This is a genomic window from Solimonas flava DSM 18980, from assembly GCF_000426685.1.
Lineage (GTDB): Bacteria > Pseudomonadota > Gammaproteobacteria > Nevskiales > Nevskiaceae > Solimonas > Solimonas flava.
Genome location: NZ_AUFV01000001.1, coordinates 161,211 through 175,377, shown reverse-complemented (window position 1 = coordinate 175,377; position 14,167 = coordinate 161,211). Strand labels below are relative to the sequence as shown.

At 68.5% G+C, this 14,167-nt stretch carries 15 protein-coding genes and 1 tRNA gene; 6 read left to right on the top strand and 10 right to left on the bottom strand.

Annotated elements, in window-relative coordinates; genetic code table 11:
* Window positions 1-34: 34 nt before the first annotated feature.
* The gene (locus K343_RS23080) at window positions 35-760 is read right to left on the bottom strand and encodes a GntR family transcriptional regulator (RefSeq protein WP_051277801.1); all 726 of its coding nucleotides are present in this window, start codon (window positions 758-760) and stop codon (window positions 35-37) included.
* Between the two features lie 96 nt (window positions 761-856).
* Here K343_RS23080 and tsgA point away from each other — a divergent pair, with 96 nt between their 5' ends.
* On the top strand, window positions 857-2,086 hold the full coding sequence (gene tsgA, locus K343_RS20285) for an MFS transporter TsgA (RefSeq protein WP_161628841.1): 1,230 nt from the start codon (window positions 857-859) through the stop codon (window positions 2,084-2,086).
* A 53-nt stretch (window positions 2,087-2,139) separates the two neighbouring features.
* On the opposite strand, the gene K343_RS0100810 is transcribed toward tsgA, so the two are convergent.
* The 3 genes from K343_RS0100810 to cysC all read right to left on the bottom strand — a co-directional run bounded on the left by K343_RS0100810 (window position 2,140) and on the right by cysC (window position 5,066).
* A complete protein-coding gene (locus K343_RS0100810; RefSeq protein WP_028006459.1) occupies window positions 2,140-3,120 on the bottom strand; it encodes a hypothetical protein in 981 nt (326 codons plus the stop codon).
* Window positions 3,121-3,211: 91 nt separating this feature from the next.
* Window positions 3,212-4,408 (bottom strand): sulfate adenylyltransferase, encoded by a 1,197-nt coding sequence (gene sat / locus K343_RS0100805; RefSeq protein WP_028006458.1) that lies wholly within the window; start codon window positions 4,406-4,408, stop codon window positions 3,212-3,214.
* Between the two features lie 40 nt (window positions 4,409-4,448).
* Window positions 4,449-5,066, bottom strand: a complete 618-nt coding sequence (gene cysC, locus K343_RS0100800; protein ID WP_020650334.1) for an adenylyl-sulfate kinase — start codon at window positions 5,064-5,066, stop codon at window positions 4,449-4,451.
* A 131-nt stretch (window positions 5,067-5,197) separates the two neighbouring features.
* Between cysC and K343_RS0100795 the strand changes: the two genes are divergently transcribed.
* On the top strand, window positions 5,198-6,088 hold the full coding sequence (locus K343_RS0100795; protein ID WP_028006457.1) for a LysR family transcriptional regulator: 891 nt from the start codon (window positions 5,198-5,200) through the stop codon (window positions 6,086-6,088).
* A gap of 23 nt (window positions 6,089-6,111) precedes the next feature.
* On the opposite strand, the gene K343_RS0100790 is transcribed toward K343_RS0100795, so the two are convergent.
* From K343_RS0100790 to K343_RS0100770, 5 genes are all read right to left on the bottom strand, one after another.
* Window positions 6,112-6,624, bottom strand: coding sequence for a thermonuclease family protein (locus K343_RS0100790; RefSeq protein WP_161628840.1), 513 nt, complete (start codon window positions 6,622-6,624; stop codon window positions 6,112-6,114).
* A gap of 10 nt (window positions 6,625-6,634) precedes the next feature.
* Window positions 6,635-7,906: an ATP-dependent Clp protease ATP-binding subunit ClpX gene (clpX, locus tag K343_RS0100785; protein WP_028006455.1), complete on the bottom strand. Its 1,272-nt coding sequence runs from the start codon at window positions 7,904-7,906 to the stop codon at window positions 6,635-6,637.
* Between the two features lie 99 nt (window positions 7,907-8,005).
* The gene (gene clpP / locus K343_RS0100780) at window positions 8,006-8,626 is read right to left on the bottom strand and encodes an ATP-dependent Clp endopeptidase proteolytic subunit ClpP (RefSeq protein ID WP_028006454.1); all 621 of its coding nucleotides are present in this window, start codon (window positions 8,624-8,626) and stop codon (window positions 8,006-8,008) included.
* A gap of 120 nt (window positions 8,627-8,746) precedes the next feature.
* Window positions 8,747-10,072, bottom strand: a complete 1,326-nt coding sequence (gene tig, locus K343_RS0100775) for a trigger factor (RefSeq protein ID WP_028006453.1) — start codon at window positions 10,070-10,072, stop codon at window positions 8,747-8,749.
* Window positions 10,073-10,122: 50 nt separating this feature from the next.
* Window positions 10,123-10,207: transfer RNA gene (locus K343_RS0100770), tRNA-Leu, on the bottom strand.
* A gap of 143 nt (window positions 10,208-10,350) precedes the next feature.
* On the opposite strand from K343_RS0100770, the gene hemP reads away from it, so the two are divergent.
* The 3 genes from hemP to K343_RS0100750 are packed head-to-tail and all read left to right on the top strand — an operon-like array spanning window position 10,351 to window position 12,381.
* Window positions 10,351-10,530: a hemin uptake protein HemP gene (gene hemP, locus K343_RS0100760; protein WP_020650316.1), complete on the top strand. Its 180-nt coding sequence runs from the start codon at window positions 10,351-10,353 to the stop codon at window positions 10,528-10,530.
* A 37-nt stretch (window positions 10,531-10,567) separates the two neighbouring features.
* A complete protein-coding gene (locus tag K343_RS0100755) occupies window positions 10,568-11,605 on the top strand; it encodes a FecCD family ABC transporter permease (RefSeq protein WP_043111802.1) in 1,038 nt (345 codons plus the stop codon).
* Window positions 11,605-12,381, top strand: a complete 777-nt coding sequence (locus K343_RS0100750) for a heme ABC transporter ATP-binding protein (RefSeq protein ID WP_043111801.1) — start codon at window positions 11,605-11,607, stop codon at window positions 12,379-12,381. Before K343_RS0100755 ends, K343_RS0100750 begins: the two co-directional genes overlap by 1 nt.
* A gap of 6 nt (window positions 12,382-12,387) precedes the next feature.
* On the opposite strand, the gene qhpR is transcribed toward K343_RS0100750, so the two are convergent.
* Window positions 12,388-13,407 carry an AraC-like transcriptional regulator QhpR gene (gene qhpR / locus K343_RS23075; protein WP_051277798.1) on the bottom strand — a complete coding sequence of 340 codons (1,020 nt, stop codon included), beginning with the start codon at window positions 13,405-13,407 and terminating at the stop codon, window positions 12,388-12,390.
* A 183-nt stretch (window positions 13,408-13,590) separates the two neighbouring features.
* On the opposite strand from qhpR, the gene K343_RS0100740 reads away from it, so the two are divergent.
* Entirely contained in the window at window positions 13,591-14,157 is a 567-nt protein-coding gene (locus K343_RS0100740) for a TetR/AcrR family transcriptional regulator (protein WP_028006450.1), read from the top strand.
* Window positions 14,158-14,167: the final 10 nt, after the last annotated feature.

Here is a 14,167-nt window from a genome sequence, read left to right as displayed (position 1 = left end):
CGGGTGTGGGGGGAATGGGGGAGTTAGTCGGCGCTCAGACGTGGCGGCGCAGCAGGCTGAAGTCGACGATGCCGGGCCGGTAGTGCTCGACGCAGGCGAACACCGGGCGGTTGTCGGCGCGATAGGCCGTGCTGGTGAACGACAGCAGCGGCGTGCCTTCGGCCAGATCGAGATCGCGGGCCAGGCGCGCCTGCGCGAGCTGGGCGCTGACGCGCGAGAACGCGTAGTCGATCGGCGGATGACGGTGCGCGGCGAGCACGTGGAAGGTGTCGTCGCGGCTCAGCTCGGCCGGATCGAAATCGTCGGGCAGCAGCGCGCAGGGCACGAAGTCCTCGCAGTGGATCGCCGGCTGGCCGTCGGCGAGGAACACGCGGCGCACGGCCCAGGCTTCGGTGCCGGGCTCGTGACCGAGCGCGCGGGCGATGTCGGCCGGCATCGCCCGGCGCTCGGTGCCGAGCACGCGCACCGAGGGCGCGAAGCCGGCCCGCGCGACCAGCGCGCTGAATTCCTCCCACAGCTCCAGCCGCGCTTCGATGCGGGCGGCGACCGGATTGATGAAGGTGCCGCGGCCGTGGCGGCGCTGGATGTAGCCGGCCGCCTCCAGCTCACCGAGCGCGGCGCGCACGGTCGGCCGGCTGACGCCGAGCTGGGTCGCGAGCGCGTCCTCGGACGGCAGGCGATCGCCGTCGGTCTCGCGAATCAGCGCTTCGAGACGGCGCCGCGCTTCGGCGACGCGGGACGAGACATTGGCGGTTTTCATGTCGATTCCTCGTTTATTTGTAAGACGTCAGACGTCTTACCTTTAGAGAAATCCTAGGCTATGCTCGGGGCACCGGTCAACGCCACCGAGCTTTCGATGCGCCCTTCCCGCTCCGCCGCCGTACCGCTGCAGTGGCTCCGCCACGCCACCGACAACCGCGGCCGGCTGACGCTGGCCAGCTTCCTTGCCTACTTCGCGATGTCCGGCCTGCTGTCGCAGACCGGCGTCGTCACCGGCGCGCTCGCCGCGCACTTCGGCCTGTCGGTCGCGGACGCGGCGGCGCGCTTCTCATGGTTCACCGGCGGCATCTTCTGCGGCTCGCTGCTGAGCCTGTTCGGCTACGGCTGGCTGCCGCTGCGACGCCTGTTCGCTGGCTCGTACCTCACGCTCGCGCTGCTGATCGGCGCGATCCTGCTGGTCGATGACTGGAACGCGCTGGCGCCGCTGCTCGGTCTGCTCGGCCTCGCCTGCGGCCTCGGCCTCGCCGGCGCGGCGATCACGCTGACGCTGATCTATTCCCCCGAGCGCCGCGCCGCGGCGCTGCTGTCGACCGACGTCTCCTTCAGCCTCGCCGGCGTGCTGTGTCCGCTGCTGGCCGGCGCCGCGATCGCCGCCGGCTGGCGCTGGAGCGCGGCCTACGCGGCGCTCGCCGCGGTGTCGCTCGCAGTCGTCGCGCTGGCGATGTCCTGCCGCTATCCGGCGGCCGGCGGACCACAAAGCGATGGCGCCACGCGCTGGCCGCTCGGCGCCGTGCTCTGCGCCGTCGCCCTGTTCGCCTACATGCTCGGCCAGGTCTCGCTGTTCCTGTGGCTGCCGAATCATCTGCAGACCGCGCTCGGCGCCGAGCTGGCGGCCAGCGCCGACGTGGTGAGCCGCTACTGGAGCGGCATGGCGATCGGCCAGATCGTGCTGGTCGGGCTGAGCCTGCGCTTCTCGCCGCGCCTGCTGCTGAACCTGATCGTGCCGCTCGCGGTGCTCGACTCGGCGCTGTTCTGGCTGCTGCACGACGTCGCCGCGCTGCGCCTCAACGCCCTCGTGTTCGGGCTGATCAACGCCGGCATCCTCAAGCTCTGCATCAGCTACGCGACGAGCCTGCTGGCGCGGCCGCCGGCGCGCATGGTGTCGACGCTGATCTTCGCCGGCACGCTCGGCACGGCGCTGAGTCCGGCGCTGAGCGCACGCCTCGTCGCGCTCGGCGACACGACGGTGGCGCTGCAGTTCGCGAGCGCCTGCTATCTCGCCACCGCCGTGCTCGTCGGCCTGGCCCAGAGCACGCGACGGTCGCCAGCCGCCGAGGCCTCCGCACCGGCGACGCCGGCCGGCTGAACGCAAAAAGCCGCGCCGCAGCAGACCCGCGGCGCGGCTTTTCGTTTGCGCCTTCAGCGTGCGAACTGCGCGGTGAACTGACGCGTGAACTCGCCGAGCTGCGCCGCCGGCAGATCATTGATGCCCGCCGCCGCGGCGCGGCCGCCGCCGGTCGGGAAGCGACGGCACAGCTCGTCGGCGCCCCTCTTGCGGTTCAGCGGCGCGCGCACGCTGATCAGATAGTGGCCGTTGGCCTTCTCGGTCAGCACGGCGTGCGCGCGATCCGGATACTGGTTGACCAGATCGTTGCTGTAGACGCCGCTGACGCGACGCGCCCATGGCGCGTCCGGCAGGATGAACAGCGCAGCGTCATCGGTCGAGCCCGCCTGCGGCCGCGCCGCCGCGGCCTGACCCATGTCGGTCTTGTAGCCGTCGGCGAGCTGCTCGAAGTGCCGGCGGCCGTCGCCGGCGATGAACTCGAGCGGCGATTCATGCCGGCTGACGAGGCGGAACAGCGCGTCCGGCGCGAAGTGCAGATCGCCGACCGATTCGCCGTAGCCGTTGTAGTTGAGATAGGTGCCCAGATCCTCGAGCTGGCGCAGCTGCGCCTCGCTGACGGACAGGCCGCGGGCCAACGTCTCGGCGCTCTTCTTCAGGTTGTCGCCGAACGCGCCGACCACGGCCCAGGCCAGGTAGCGGTTCTTCAGATACCCGTTGACGAGCAGGCTGGTGCAGACGTCCGGCGCCTCGTTGATGATCGTCGTCAGGCGCCCGCCCTGCGCGCCGGCATCGGGAATGGCGCCGGCGAAGTGATGATCGACATAGAACAGCTCGGCGCCGGCGGCGAGCAGCCGCACGACGCCGTCGCGGTTCTTGTCGAGCGAGATGTCGAGCACCGTGACGCGATCGCCGGCCGCCGCCTCGACCTGATCGAGCAGCTCGATGTCGCGCTTGACGCCGGTGACGAGCCGTGCGTCGCGCGGCTCGGCGAGATGCAGCTGTGTCAGCGCGCAGATGCCGTCGGCGTCGCCATTGAATACGTCGATGTAAGCCATTTCGTCCTCACGGCACCCGGCCTCGCCGGACCATCACCCACCACCACGCGGGCGACCGGATCTGCGTGGCAGACCCGGCCCGGCGCGCGTCTCAGGCCTTCTTGGCGTCTTCGATCTGGTAATACTCCATCAGCACCTTCGCCACTTCCGGACGCGAGAATTCCGGCGGCGGTGCGATGCCGGCACCGAGCATCTGGCGCACCTTGGTGCCCGACAGCGCGACGAAGTCGTCGGGCACGTGATCCGGCGCCTCGCGCATCATCACGACGCGACCGAGCTTCTTGCTGAAGGCGGTGTTGTCGGCGCGGAAGATCTCGATCTGCAGCGCGCCCTTCGGCACCTTCTCGTCGAAGATCGTCTGCGCGTCAAACGGGCCGTAGTAGTCGCCGACGCCGGCGTGATCGCGGCCGACGATCAGGTAGTCGGCGCCCATGTTCTGGCGGAACACCGCGTGCAGCACCGCTTCGCGCGGACCGGCGTAGAGCATGTCGAAGCCGTAGCCGGTGATCATCACCGTGTTCTTCGGGAAGTAATGCTCGACCATCGTGCGGATGCAGGCATCGCGCACCGGCGCCGGAATGTCGCCTTCCTTGAGCTTGCCGAGCAGCATGTGAATGACGATGCCGTCGGTGCCGAGACGCTCGTGTGCCATGCGGCACAGCTCTTCGTGCGCACGGTGCATCGGGTTGCGCGTCTGGAACGCGACGACCTTGTTCCAGCCGCGTTCGGCGATCTCGTTGCGGATCTCGACGGCGGTGCGGAAGGTGTCGGGGAACTCGGTCTGGAAGTAGCTGAAGTTCAGCACGTCGATCGGGCCGGACAGCAGCGTGTTGCCGAGCGACAGGAAAGTCTTCACGCCCGGATGCTTGTCGTCGAGGTTGCCGAAGATCTCCTTGGCCATCTCGCGCAGCTGCTCGTCGCTGACGTGCTCGACGCCCTGCACGTCCATCACCGCGAGCACCGGATGGCCCTCGACGTTCGGATCGCGCAGCGCGATGCGCTGGCCGGCCTTGATGCCGCTGTCCCGGGTGAGATTGACGATCGGCACCGGCCAGAACAGGCCCGACGCGGTCTTCAGATTCTTGGCGACGCTCAGCGCGTCGGCAAGGTTCATGTAGCCGGACAGCGGATTGAAGTAGCCGGCGCCGAGCATCACCGCATTGGCGGCGGCGGCCGAGTTCAGCAGCAGGCTCGGCAGCGTCTCGGCTTCCTTGCTGAGGGCTTCATGCTTGGCGGTGTCGTAGACGAAACGCGGCTGCAGCGCGTCGGAACCGTGGGGCTTGATCATCGATAGGACTCGGTAACGGAATTCGGAAGAACGAAAAGAATCAGGCGGCGACGATGCCGCGCGCGGCGAGCAGTTCGAGCAGCGCCTCGACTTCGGCTTCAAGGCTCATCTGGTGGCTCGGCAGCACCAGTTCCGGCTTCTCCGGCGCCTCGTACGGATCGCTGATACCGGTGAAATTCTTGATCTCGCCGGCACGCGCCTTCTTGTAGAGGCCCTTCGGATCACGCTTCTCGGCCTCTTCGAGCGGCACGTCGACGTAGACCTCGATGAAATCCATGCCGGCGTCCTCGTGCAGCTTGCGCACCAGGTCGCGGTCGGCGCGGTACGGCGAGACGAAGCTCGACAGCACGATCACGCCGGCGTCGACGAACAGCTTGGCGACTTCGCCGATGCGGCGGATGTTCTCGGCACGGTCCTCGGCCGAAAAGCCGAGATTCTTGTTGATGCCCATGCGCACGTTGTCGCCGTCGAGGCGGTACGCGAGGCGGCCCTGCGCATGCAGCACCTTTTCGAGCGCCACGGCGACCGTGCTCTTGCCGGAGCCGGACAGGCCGGTGAACCAGAGGGTCGCGCCCTTCTGGCCGAGCAGCTTGCCGCGGTCGGCGCGGGTCACCTCGCCTTCGTGCCAATGGACGTTGGTCGCTTTCTGGATGGTCATGATCGTTCTGCAGGCGGTGGAAGCGTCGCGACAGCGACGAAGGCCGACATGATAGGCGCTGGCCTGACATGTTTAAAAGGCAATATATTCAAGCCTTCATTCTCTTTTATTCATGGCAGGATCGGCGTTCCGTGAATCTCAACCATCTCTCGATCTTCCGTGCCGTCGCCGCCGCCGGCAGCGTCAGCGGCGGCGCGCGCGAACTGCACGTCAGCCAGTCCGCGGTATCCAAGCAGCTCGGCGAGTTCGAACGCACGCTCGGCGTCGCGCTGTTCCAGCGCCTGCCGCGCGGCATGCGCCTGACCGAGGCTGGACGACTGCTGTTCGGCTACGCCAACCGCCTGTTCGCGATCGAAGCCGAGGCCGAGCAGGCGCTGCGCGACCTGCGCCGCGTCGCGCGCGGACGCATCGCGATCGGCGCCAGCCGCACGATCGGCGCTTACGTGCTGCCCAAGGCGCTCGCCGCGTATCGTCGCGAACATCCGGGCGTCGAGCTGAGCCTGCAGGTCGAGAATACCCAGGCGATCGAGGACAAACTGCTCGCCGGCGAGATCGACATCGGCTTCGCCGAGGGCATCGAGCGCAGCGACGTGCTCGACTATCAGGTATTCGCGCAGGACGAGCTGGTACTGATCGCCGCGCCGCGTCACCCGGCGATCGGGCCGAAAGCGCTGACACTCGCCGCGCTGGCAAAACTGCCGCTGCTGATGCATGAAACCGGCTCGGGCACGCGCGCCGTCACCGAGCGGGCGCTCACCGAACGTGGTCTCGTGGTGCGCCCGGCGATGACGCTGGCCAGCACCGAGGCGATCAAGCACACCGTTGCGACCGGCGCCGGCGTCGCGATCCTGTCGGCGCTCGCGGTCCGCACCGAGCTGCGGGCGCGCACGCTGGTGGTCGTGCCGGTCAAGGACCTGCGCATCGTGCGGCCGCTGTATCGCGTGCAGCTCAAGAACATGTGGCCGAGTCCGTCGTTGGAAGCCTTTCTGCCGTTCGTACGACAGGCCGTGCCCGCAAGCTGAGGCGGGCCGCCGCGGACGCGCTTTCAGTCGGTGCGCGGATGCGCGCGGCGCCACTGCCAGGGCGGCTGCGGCGACGGCTCCGCCCACAGGCCGCGCCGCGCTGCGCGCGCCTGCGCCTGGGCGTCGCGGCAGGCCGCGCTCGGCCGCATCCCGCACCAGGCCTGGCCCTGTTCGACGAGACACAGGCCGACCTCCTCGCCGTCGACATGCAGCTCGGCGATGAGGCGTTCGTAGCGGTCGACGGCGCGCGTGTGCACGCGCACCGTGCCGTGCGCCAGCAGCGCCGCCAGCGCGTCGCGCGATGCCGCGCCGCCGATCTGATGCAGCTCCGGCGCATCGACCGACGCCAGGCGCAGCTTCACCGGCTTGCCAGACCCGCAGCGCACCGTGACGGTATCGCCGTCGTGCACGCGCAGCACCTGCGCCGCGTCGCACTCCCAGGCCGCCGCCGGCAAGGCGCATAGCGCCAGCGACAGCGCACCCGACAGGCGCCACAACGCAAAGAGCCCCGCGATGCGGGGCTCTTTGGCGTACACGGAACGAAACTCAGGCTGCGCTTTCACGCGGCTTGGCTTCACTGTTCTCGTAGACGATGAACGGCTTGGCTTCGCCCTTGACGACCGCCTCGTCGACGACGACCTTGCTGACGTTCTGCATCGACGGCAGGTCGTACATGACGTCGAGCAGCATGTTCTCCATGATCGTGCGCAGGCCGCGGGCGCCGGTCTTGCGATCCTTGGCCTTGCGCGAGATCGCACGCAGCGCGTCCTCGCGGATTTCGAGCTGCACGCCTTCCATGTTGAACAGCTTGGCGTACTGCTTGACCAGCGCGTTCTTCGGCTCCTTGAGGATCGACATCAGCGCTTCCTCGTCGAGTTCCTCGAGCACCGCGCAGACCGGCAGACGGCCGATGAACTCCGGGATCATGCCGAAGCGGATCAGGTCATCCGGCTCGACCTTGGCCATCAGCTGGTTGACGTGCCGGCTGTCCTTCTCGGACTTCACCTCGGCGGAGAAGCCGATGCCGGTGCGTTCCGAGCGCTGCTGGATCACCTTGTCGAGGCCCGCGAACGCACCGCCGCAGATGAACAGAATGCCGGCCGTGTTGACCTGCAGGAACTCCTGCTGCGGATGCTTGCGGCCGCCCTGCGGCGGCACGCTGGCGATCGTGCCTTCGACGAGCTTGAGCAGCGCCTGCTGCACGCCCTCGCCCGACACGTCACGCGTGATGCTCGGGTTCTCGCTCTTGCGCGAGATCTTGTCGATCTCGTCGATGTAGACGATGCCGCGCTGCGCCTTCTCGACGTCGTAGTCGCACTTCTGCAGCAGGCGGGCAATGATGTTCTCGACGTCCTCGCCGACGTAGCCGGCTTCGGTCAGCGTCGTCGCGTCGGCGATCGCGAACGGCACGTCGAGCAGGCGCGCCAGCGTTTCGGCCAGCAAGGTCTTGCCCGAGCCGGTCGGACCGATCAGCAGGATGTTCGACTTGGCGATCTCGACGCCGTCCGTACCCTTCAGCGACAGACGCTTGTAGTGGTTGTAGACGGCAACCGACAGAATCTTCTTGGCGGTGTCCTGGCCGATCACGTATTCGTCGAGGACCGCGCGGATTTCGTGCGGCTTCGGCAGGCCCTTGGTCTGCGGCTTGGCGTGGACCTCCTCGCGGATGATGTCGTTGCACAGGTCAACGCATTCATCGCAGATGTAAACCGAGGGGCCGGCAATGAGCTTGCGCACTTCGTGCTCGCTCTTGCCGCAGAAGGAGCAGTACAGAACCCGACCGCTGTGGGTACCGCCGCTCCGCGTTTCGTTCGTCATCTCACATCCTCATCCAGGCGTTGATGCCCGGCGACTCCTGTATAGCACAGGGTCATTTTTCTGCAAAACTCGCCTCGCCGGGCGTCCTGACAACGCCGTTCAGGCGGCGGAACCGCCCCGCTGGACCAGGATCTGGTCGATCAGACCGTATTCCTTGGCCTGCTCGGCATTCATGAAATAGTCGCGCTCGACGTCGCGCTCGATCTTGTCGAGCGGCTGCCCGGTGTGCTCGGACATCAGCTTGTTCAGCTTCTCGCGCAGATACAGGATCTCACGGGCCTGGATCTCGATGTCGCTGGCCTGGCCCTGCGCGCCGCCGGACGGCTGATGGATCATCATCCGCGCATTCGGCAGCGCGAAGCGCTTGCCCTTGGCGCCGGCGCCCAGCAGGAAAGCGCCCATGCTGGCCGCCTGGCCGATGCACATCGTCGACACATCGGGCTTGATGAACTTCATCGTGTCGTAGATCGACAGGCCGGCCGTGATCACGCCGCCCGGCGAGTTGATGTAGACGTGGATGTCCTTGTCCGGATTCTCGGATTCAAGAAACAGCAGCTGCGCCACGATCAGGTTCGCCATGTGGTCCTCGATCGGACCGACGATGAAGATCACGCGCTCCTTGAGCAGGCGCGAGTAGATGTCGAACGAGCGCTCGCCACGAGCCGTCTGCTCGATCACCATCGGCACGAGGTACTGGGCGCGGGTCACAATGTCGGTCATGGCGTTGCTCGGAAATCGGGGTGGGAGATCGGAAGCGCGCGAGGGCTTTCCGGACAGCATGGAGGCGGAACCGCGCCGTTCAAGCCGGCGCGGCTCCGCCCGATGCCGAGACTACGTGAATCAGGCGCCGGCCGCCGCCTGCGGGTTGAGCAGCTCTTCGAGGCTCAGCGGCTTTGCGAGCGGCGTGACGCCGGCGATCAGGGCGTCGACCACCTGATCCTCGAGCACCATCGCGCGCAGACCCTGCATCAGGTCCGGACGCGAACGGTAATAAGCCTTGACCTGCTCCGGCTGCTCGTAGTCGGCCGCCATCGCGTCGAGCGCGGCGTCGACACGGGCCGCATCGAGCTTGATGTCCTTGGCCTTGATGACTTCGCCGACCAGCAGACCGAGCGCCACGCGCTGGCCCGCCGTCTTCTCGAACAGAGCGTCGGGCAGCAACTGCGCGCGCTTGGCCGGATCGAGGTTCGCCATGTTCATGCGCGCCGCCGCTTCCTCGCGCAGACGCGGGATTTCCTGCTGGATCAGCGCCTGCGGCAGCTCGATCGGGTTGGCCTTCAGCAGCTGTTCGAGCGCCTGGCTCTTGAGGCGGTTCTGGACCGCCTTGTCACGCTCCTTCTCGAGCGCCGCCTTGCACTTGGCGCGCAGACCCGCCTCGCCCTCGGCCTCGTCGACCTGGTGGGCCTTGAGGAACTCGGCGTCGATCTCCGGCAGCTTCGGTTCGCGGACTTCCTTGACGGTCACCTCGAACTGCGCCGTCTTGCCGCGCAGGTTCTCGGCGCGGTAGTCGTCCGGGAACTTGACGTCAACCGTGAACGTCTCGCCGGCCGCGTGGCCGATGATGCCGTTCTCAAGATCGGGCAGGAAACGTCCCTCGCCGAGTTCGAACTGCACGTCCTTACCCTCGCCGCCGGCGAAGGCCTCGCCGTCGACCTTGCCGAGAAAGTCGATCTTGATCAGATCGCCATTCTGCGCGGCGCGGCTGACGTCATTGAATTCGCGACGCGCCTTGCGCAGGTTGCCGATCAGGCGGTCGATGTCGGCCTCGGTCACCTCGACCGCCGGCTTTTCGATCTGCAGCGCGTCGAGCGCGGTCAGCTGGATCTCCGGATAGACCTCGAAGTGCGCGACGTACTCGAAGGCCTCGCCCGCGTTTTCGGCGGTGATGTCGATCTGCGGCTGGCCGGCCGGATTGACGCCCGCCTGGTTCAGCGCCTGCGGATAAGTCTGGTTGACCAGATCGGAGATCGCCTCCATGCGTGCCGAATCGCCGAACTGCTGCTCGACGACCTTGCGCGGCGCCTTGCCCGGGCGGAAGCCCGGCAGCTTGGCACGGCGGGCCAGCTTGTTGAGACGCTCATCGACCGCCTTGGCGACCTGCTCGGCGGGCACACGGACACGCATCTGCCGGCGCAGTCCGCCCGGCGAATCAACATGAACTTCCATTTCTAACACTCTGAGGTCTTGTGAGTTTTGGCTTTCTTCGAAAGCGGCTCTGGTGCGAAAGGCGAGACTCGAACTCGCACGCCTTGCGGCGCTGGAACCTAAATCCAGTGCGTCTACCAATTCCGCCACTCTCGCGAAGCGCGTGAGTATATCAGTGGCTCAGGCCGTGGTGGCTCGGAGCAGGATCCGCCGGCAAGCGGGAGCGGCGGCGCCCATCATCCTCATTGACTATCAAATGATAATGATTATTATTTGAATCTCATCCCAGGAGAGACGCCATGGACGACTTCCGCGCCACCCCGCCGAGCACCCCGATCATCCCGAGCCGCGACGGCCTCGCGCCGCGCGTGCGCAGCGACGAACTGCTGCGCGGCTCGCGCGAGCTGGTCATCGAGCATCGCGGCCAGGAGTACCGGCTGCTGCGCACGCGCAATGACCGCCTGATCCTCAATAAATAGGCCGGCGAGCGAAGCGGCTGGCACAATGCCGGCCGCAATGATTCCTGCCTTCCGTCTCACGCCGCTGCGCTGCGGCCTGTTGCTCGCCGCCGTCGCCGTCGCGGCCTTCGTCTGGGCGCTCGCGAGCGGCCCGCTGACGATCCCGGCCAGCCACGTGCTCGCCGGCCTGTTCCGTCCCGACGCGCTCGATCCGACCGAGCGCACCGTGATCCATGCACTGCGCCTGCCGCGCGCGCTGGCGGCGATGCTGGTCGGCGGCGGCCTGGCGATCGCCGGCTGCAGCTTCCAGGCGGTGCTGCGCAATCCGCTCGCCGACCCGAGCTTCATCGGCGTCTCCGGCGGCGCCGCGGTCGCCGCCGCCGCCTGCCTTGCCCTGCTCGGCTCGCAAGCCGCCGGGCCGTTACCGGCGCAGGCCCTGATCGGCCTCGCGGCGCTGCTCGGCGGCCTGGCCAGCGCCGCGCTGGTGCTCGGCATCGCGCGCGTCGACGGTGATCCGCAACCGGTCACGCTGCTGCTCGCCGGCCTGGCGGTCAACGCCTTCGCCGCCGGCCTGCTCGGCCTGATCGCCTACGCCGCCAACGATCCGACGCTGCGCGCGATCACCCTGTGGCTGTTCGGTTCGCTCGGGCGCGCCGGCTGGGCGGAGCTCGCGATCGCGGCGCCACTGATCATCGCCGCTGCGCTGCAGCTGTGGCGCGACGCCCCGGCATTGAACGCGCTGCTGCTCGGCGAAGCCGAAGCCGCGCACATCGGCGTCGACGTGGCGGCGCTGAAGCGCCGCGCGATCGCACTCGGCGTGGTTTGCACAGCGCTGGCCGTCGCCGTCGCCGGCGTCATCGGCTTCATCGGCCTGATGGTGCCGCACATGCTGCGCATGCGTCTCGGCCCCGACCATCGCGCGCTGCTGCCGCTGTCATTCCTCGGCGGCGCCGCCCTGCTCGGCTGCGCCGACACCGTCGCCCGGCTCGCGCTGCAGCCGACCGAAGTGCCGGTCGGCATCGTCTGCGCGCTGCTCGGCGCACCGTTCTTCCTGGCCCTGCTGCTGCGCTGGCGCCGCTCGCCGGATCTGGCCTGATGCTCGAAACCTGCGATCTCGGCCACGCGCGGCACGGCCATGACCTGCTGGCCGCCGTCAGCCAGCGCTTTGCGCCGGGCCGCCTGCACGCCGTCATCGGCCCGAACGGCGCCGGCAAGTCGACCCTGTTGCGCCTGCTCGCCCGCGAGTGGCCCGCGACGCACGGTCAGGTGAGGCTCGACAAGCGACCGCTCACCGACTGGCCGGCCGCCGAGCTGGCGCGCCGCCGCGCGCTGCTGCCGCAGCAGCACGGCCTCGCGTTCGCGTTCAGCGCGACGGAAGTCGTCGCGCTGGGCCGCCTGCACGCACGCCGGCGGACGCCGCCAGCCGAGCGCGCGATCGTCGCGGCGGCCCTGGACTCCGCCGGCGCCGCGCACCTGGCGGCGCGTCGCTATCCGGAGCTGTCAGGCGGCGAGCGCGCCCGCGTGCAGCTGGCGCGCGTCCTGGCCCAGATCTGGGACGAGGCGGAGGGCCCACGTTACCTGCTGCTCGACGAGCCGACCGCACATCTCGACCTCACCTTCCAGCACGCCTGCCTGCGCCTGGCGCGTGCCTGGGCAGCGCGCGGCGTCGGGGTGATCGCCGTGCTGCACGATCCGAATCTGGTGCTGGCTTATGCCGACGAGGTCAGCGTCCTGCGCGGCGGGCGCCTGTTCGCGCACGGCGAGCCCCGCACGATTCTCGATCCGGCGCTGATGCGCGAGGTTTACGGCCTGGCTACGCAGCGCATCGACGGCAGCGACGGCCAGCGCTGGCTGGCCGTCGCCCGTGACTGAGGCCGGCTACGACAGCTGGCGCCGGTAGGCCAGCGGGCTGGCGCCGCTCCAGCGGCGGAAGGCGCGGCTGAACGCGCTCGGCTCGGAATAGCCGAGCAGATAGCCGATCTCGGTCAGCGGCAAATGGCCCTGCTGCAAGTAGCGGCAGGCGGTCTCGTAGCGCAGCTGCTCGACGAGCTGCTGGAAATTCAGGCCCGCCTCCTGCAGGCGGCGCTGCAGCGTGCGCTCGCTGAGTGCGAGCTGCTCGGCGATCGCCTCGATCGTCACGCCGCCCTGCGGCAGGGCGCGCAGGATGCGCCCCTTGAGCGCGGCAACCAGATCGGGGGCGCTTTCGGTGCACGGCAGCACCGCGCCAGCCGCCTCGCCGGCGCCGAGCCCCTCGGCGCCGCGCATCGGCGCGTCGAGCAGCGCGCGGTCGAAGATCAGCGCGTTGCGCGGCTGCGAGAAATGCACCGGCGCACCGAACAGCCGGCGCTGCGCCGACGGATCGGCCGGCGCCGGATGCTCGAAGTGCACCTGCGCCGGCGCCCAGTCGGCGCTGGGCCCGAGGCGCCGCGCCGCCGACAGCATCTTGCCGATCGACAGCTCGGCATCCTGCGCATATTCAATGCCGTGCAGATGGCGGATCGAATACGACAGGCTCGCCCAGCGACCGTCGACTTCGAGATCAATACGGACGCCATCCTGGTGCAGCGGCAGGTCGGCGATCAGGATACGGACCGCTTCACCGAAACTGCGCGCGCGACCCATGCGCACCGCCCCCGGACCGATCGAACTCAGCGGCTGGGTATAGCCGAGACGCAGGCCCAGCGCGGCATTGCCGCTGACCCGCGCGGCATCTTCGAGCAGATCCACATAGCGGCCGACCGGCAGGCGGGCGTCGGCGTTGTCGAGCAGAGCCGGATCGACACCGCGGCGCTCGCACAGCGGCTCCGGCTGCAGTCCGCGCGGCGCCAGTGCCGCCCTGATTCCGGTCAGTGCCCCGGCGCGTATCGTTGCGCCGGCATCGTTCCATCGCGCTTGCATGGCATCTCCTCGCCATCGGCTGCGGCACTCCGCCATGGAGGGCCGCGTTCGCGTATTCGGATACGCATTTTCTATGCCGACCAGACGGTACAGTAATTGAAGCGCACAACGAGCGCCAGTCAGGGTTTCGGGCTGGCGCCTTCTGTCAAGCAAGCAGGGGGCGTCGCGCCTACCTTGCCCGCCATGAAGAAAGCCTCCGGTCCCGGACGTCCCAGCTCGCGCGACGCCATGCTCGACGCCGCCGAAGCGGTCGTCGTCGAACACGGCGCGGTGCGCCTGACACTCGATGCCGTGGCCCGCGAGGCCGGCGTCAGCAAGGGCGGCGTCATGTACCACTTCCCGAGCAAGAACGCGCTGCTCGAGGCCCTGGTGGCGCGCGCGATCGAGCGCTCGCACGCGGCGCGCGAAGCGCAGCTGGGCAAACTGCCGGGCGCCCCGGGCAGCGCGCTGCACGCCTACGTACGCGCCTCGATCAACGACCCGCTGCACAATGATCGCGTCAGCAGCGCCCTGCTTTCGGTGGTCGCCAGCGACCCCAAGCTGATGTCGCCGGTCCGCGAATTCTTCGCGCAGCGCCTGCCGGCGATCAGCGAGGGCGTACCCTTCGATCGCGCCGCGCTGGTGCATCTGGCGACCGAGGGGTTGTGGCTGATGGAGCTGTTCCGCGTCAGCCCGTTCAACAAGACGCAGCGCAGCCGCATCAAGCAGCTGCTGGCCACGCTCGCCGCCGAAGGCGGCACGGTGCCATGAGTCGAATCTT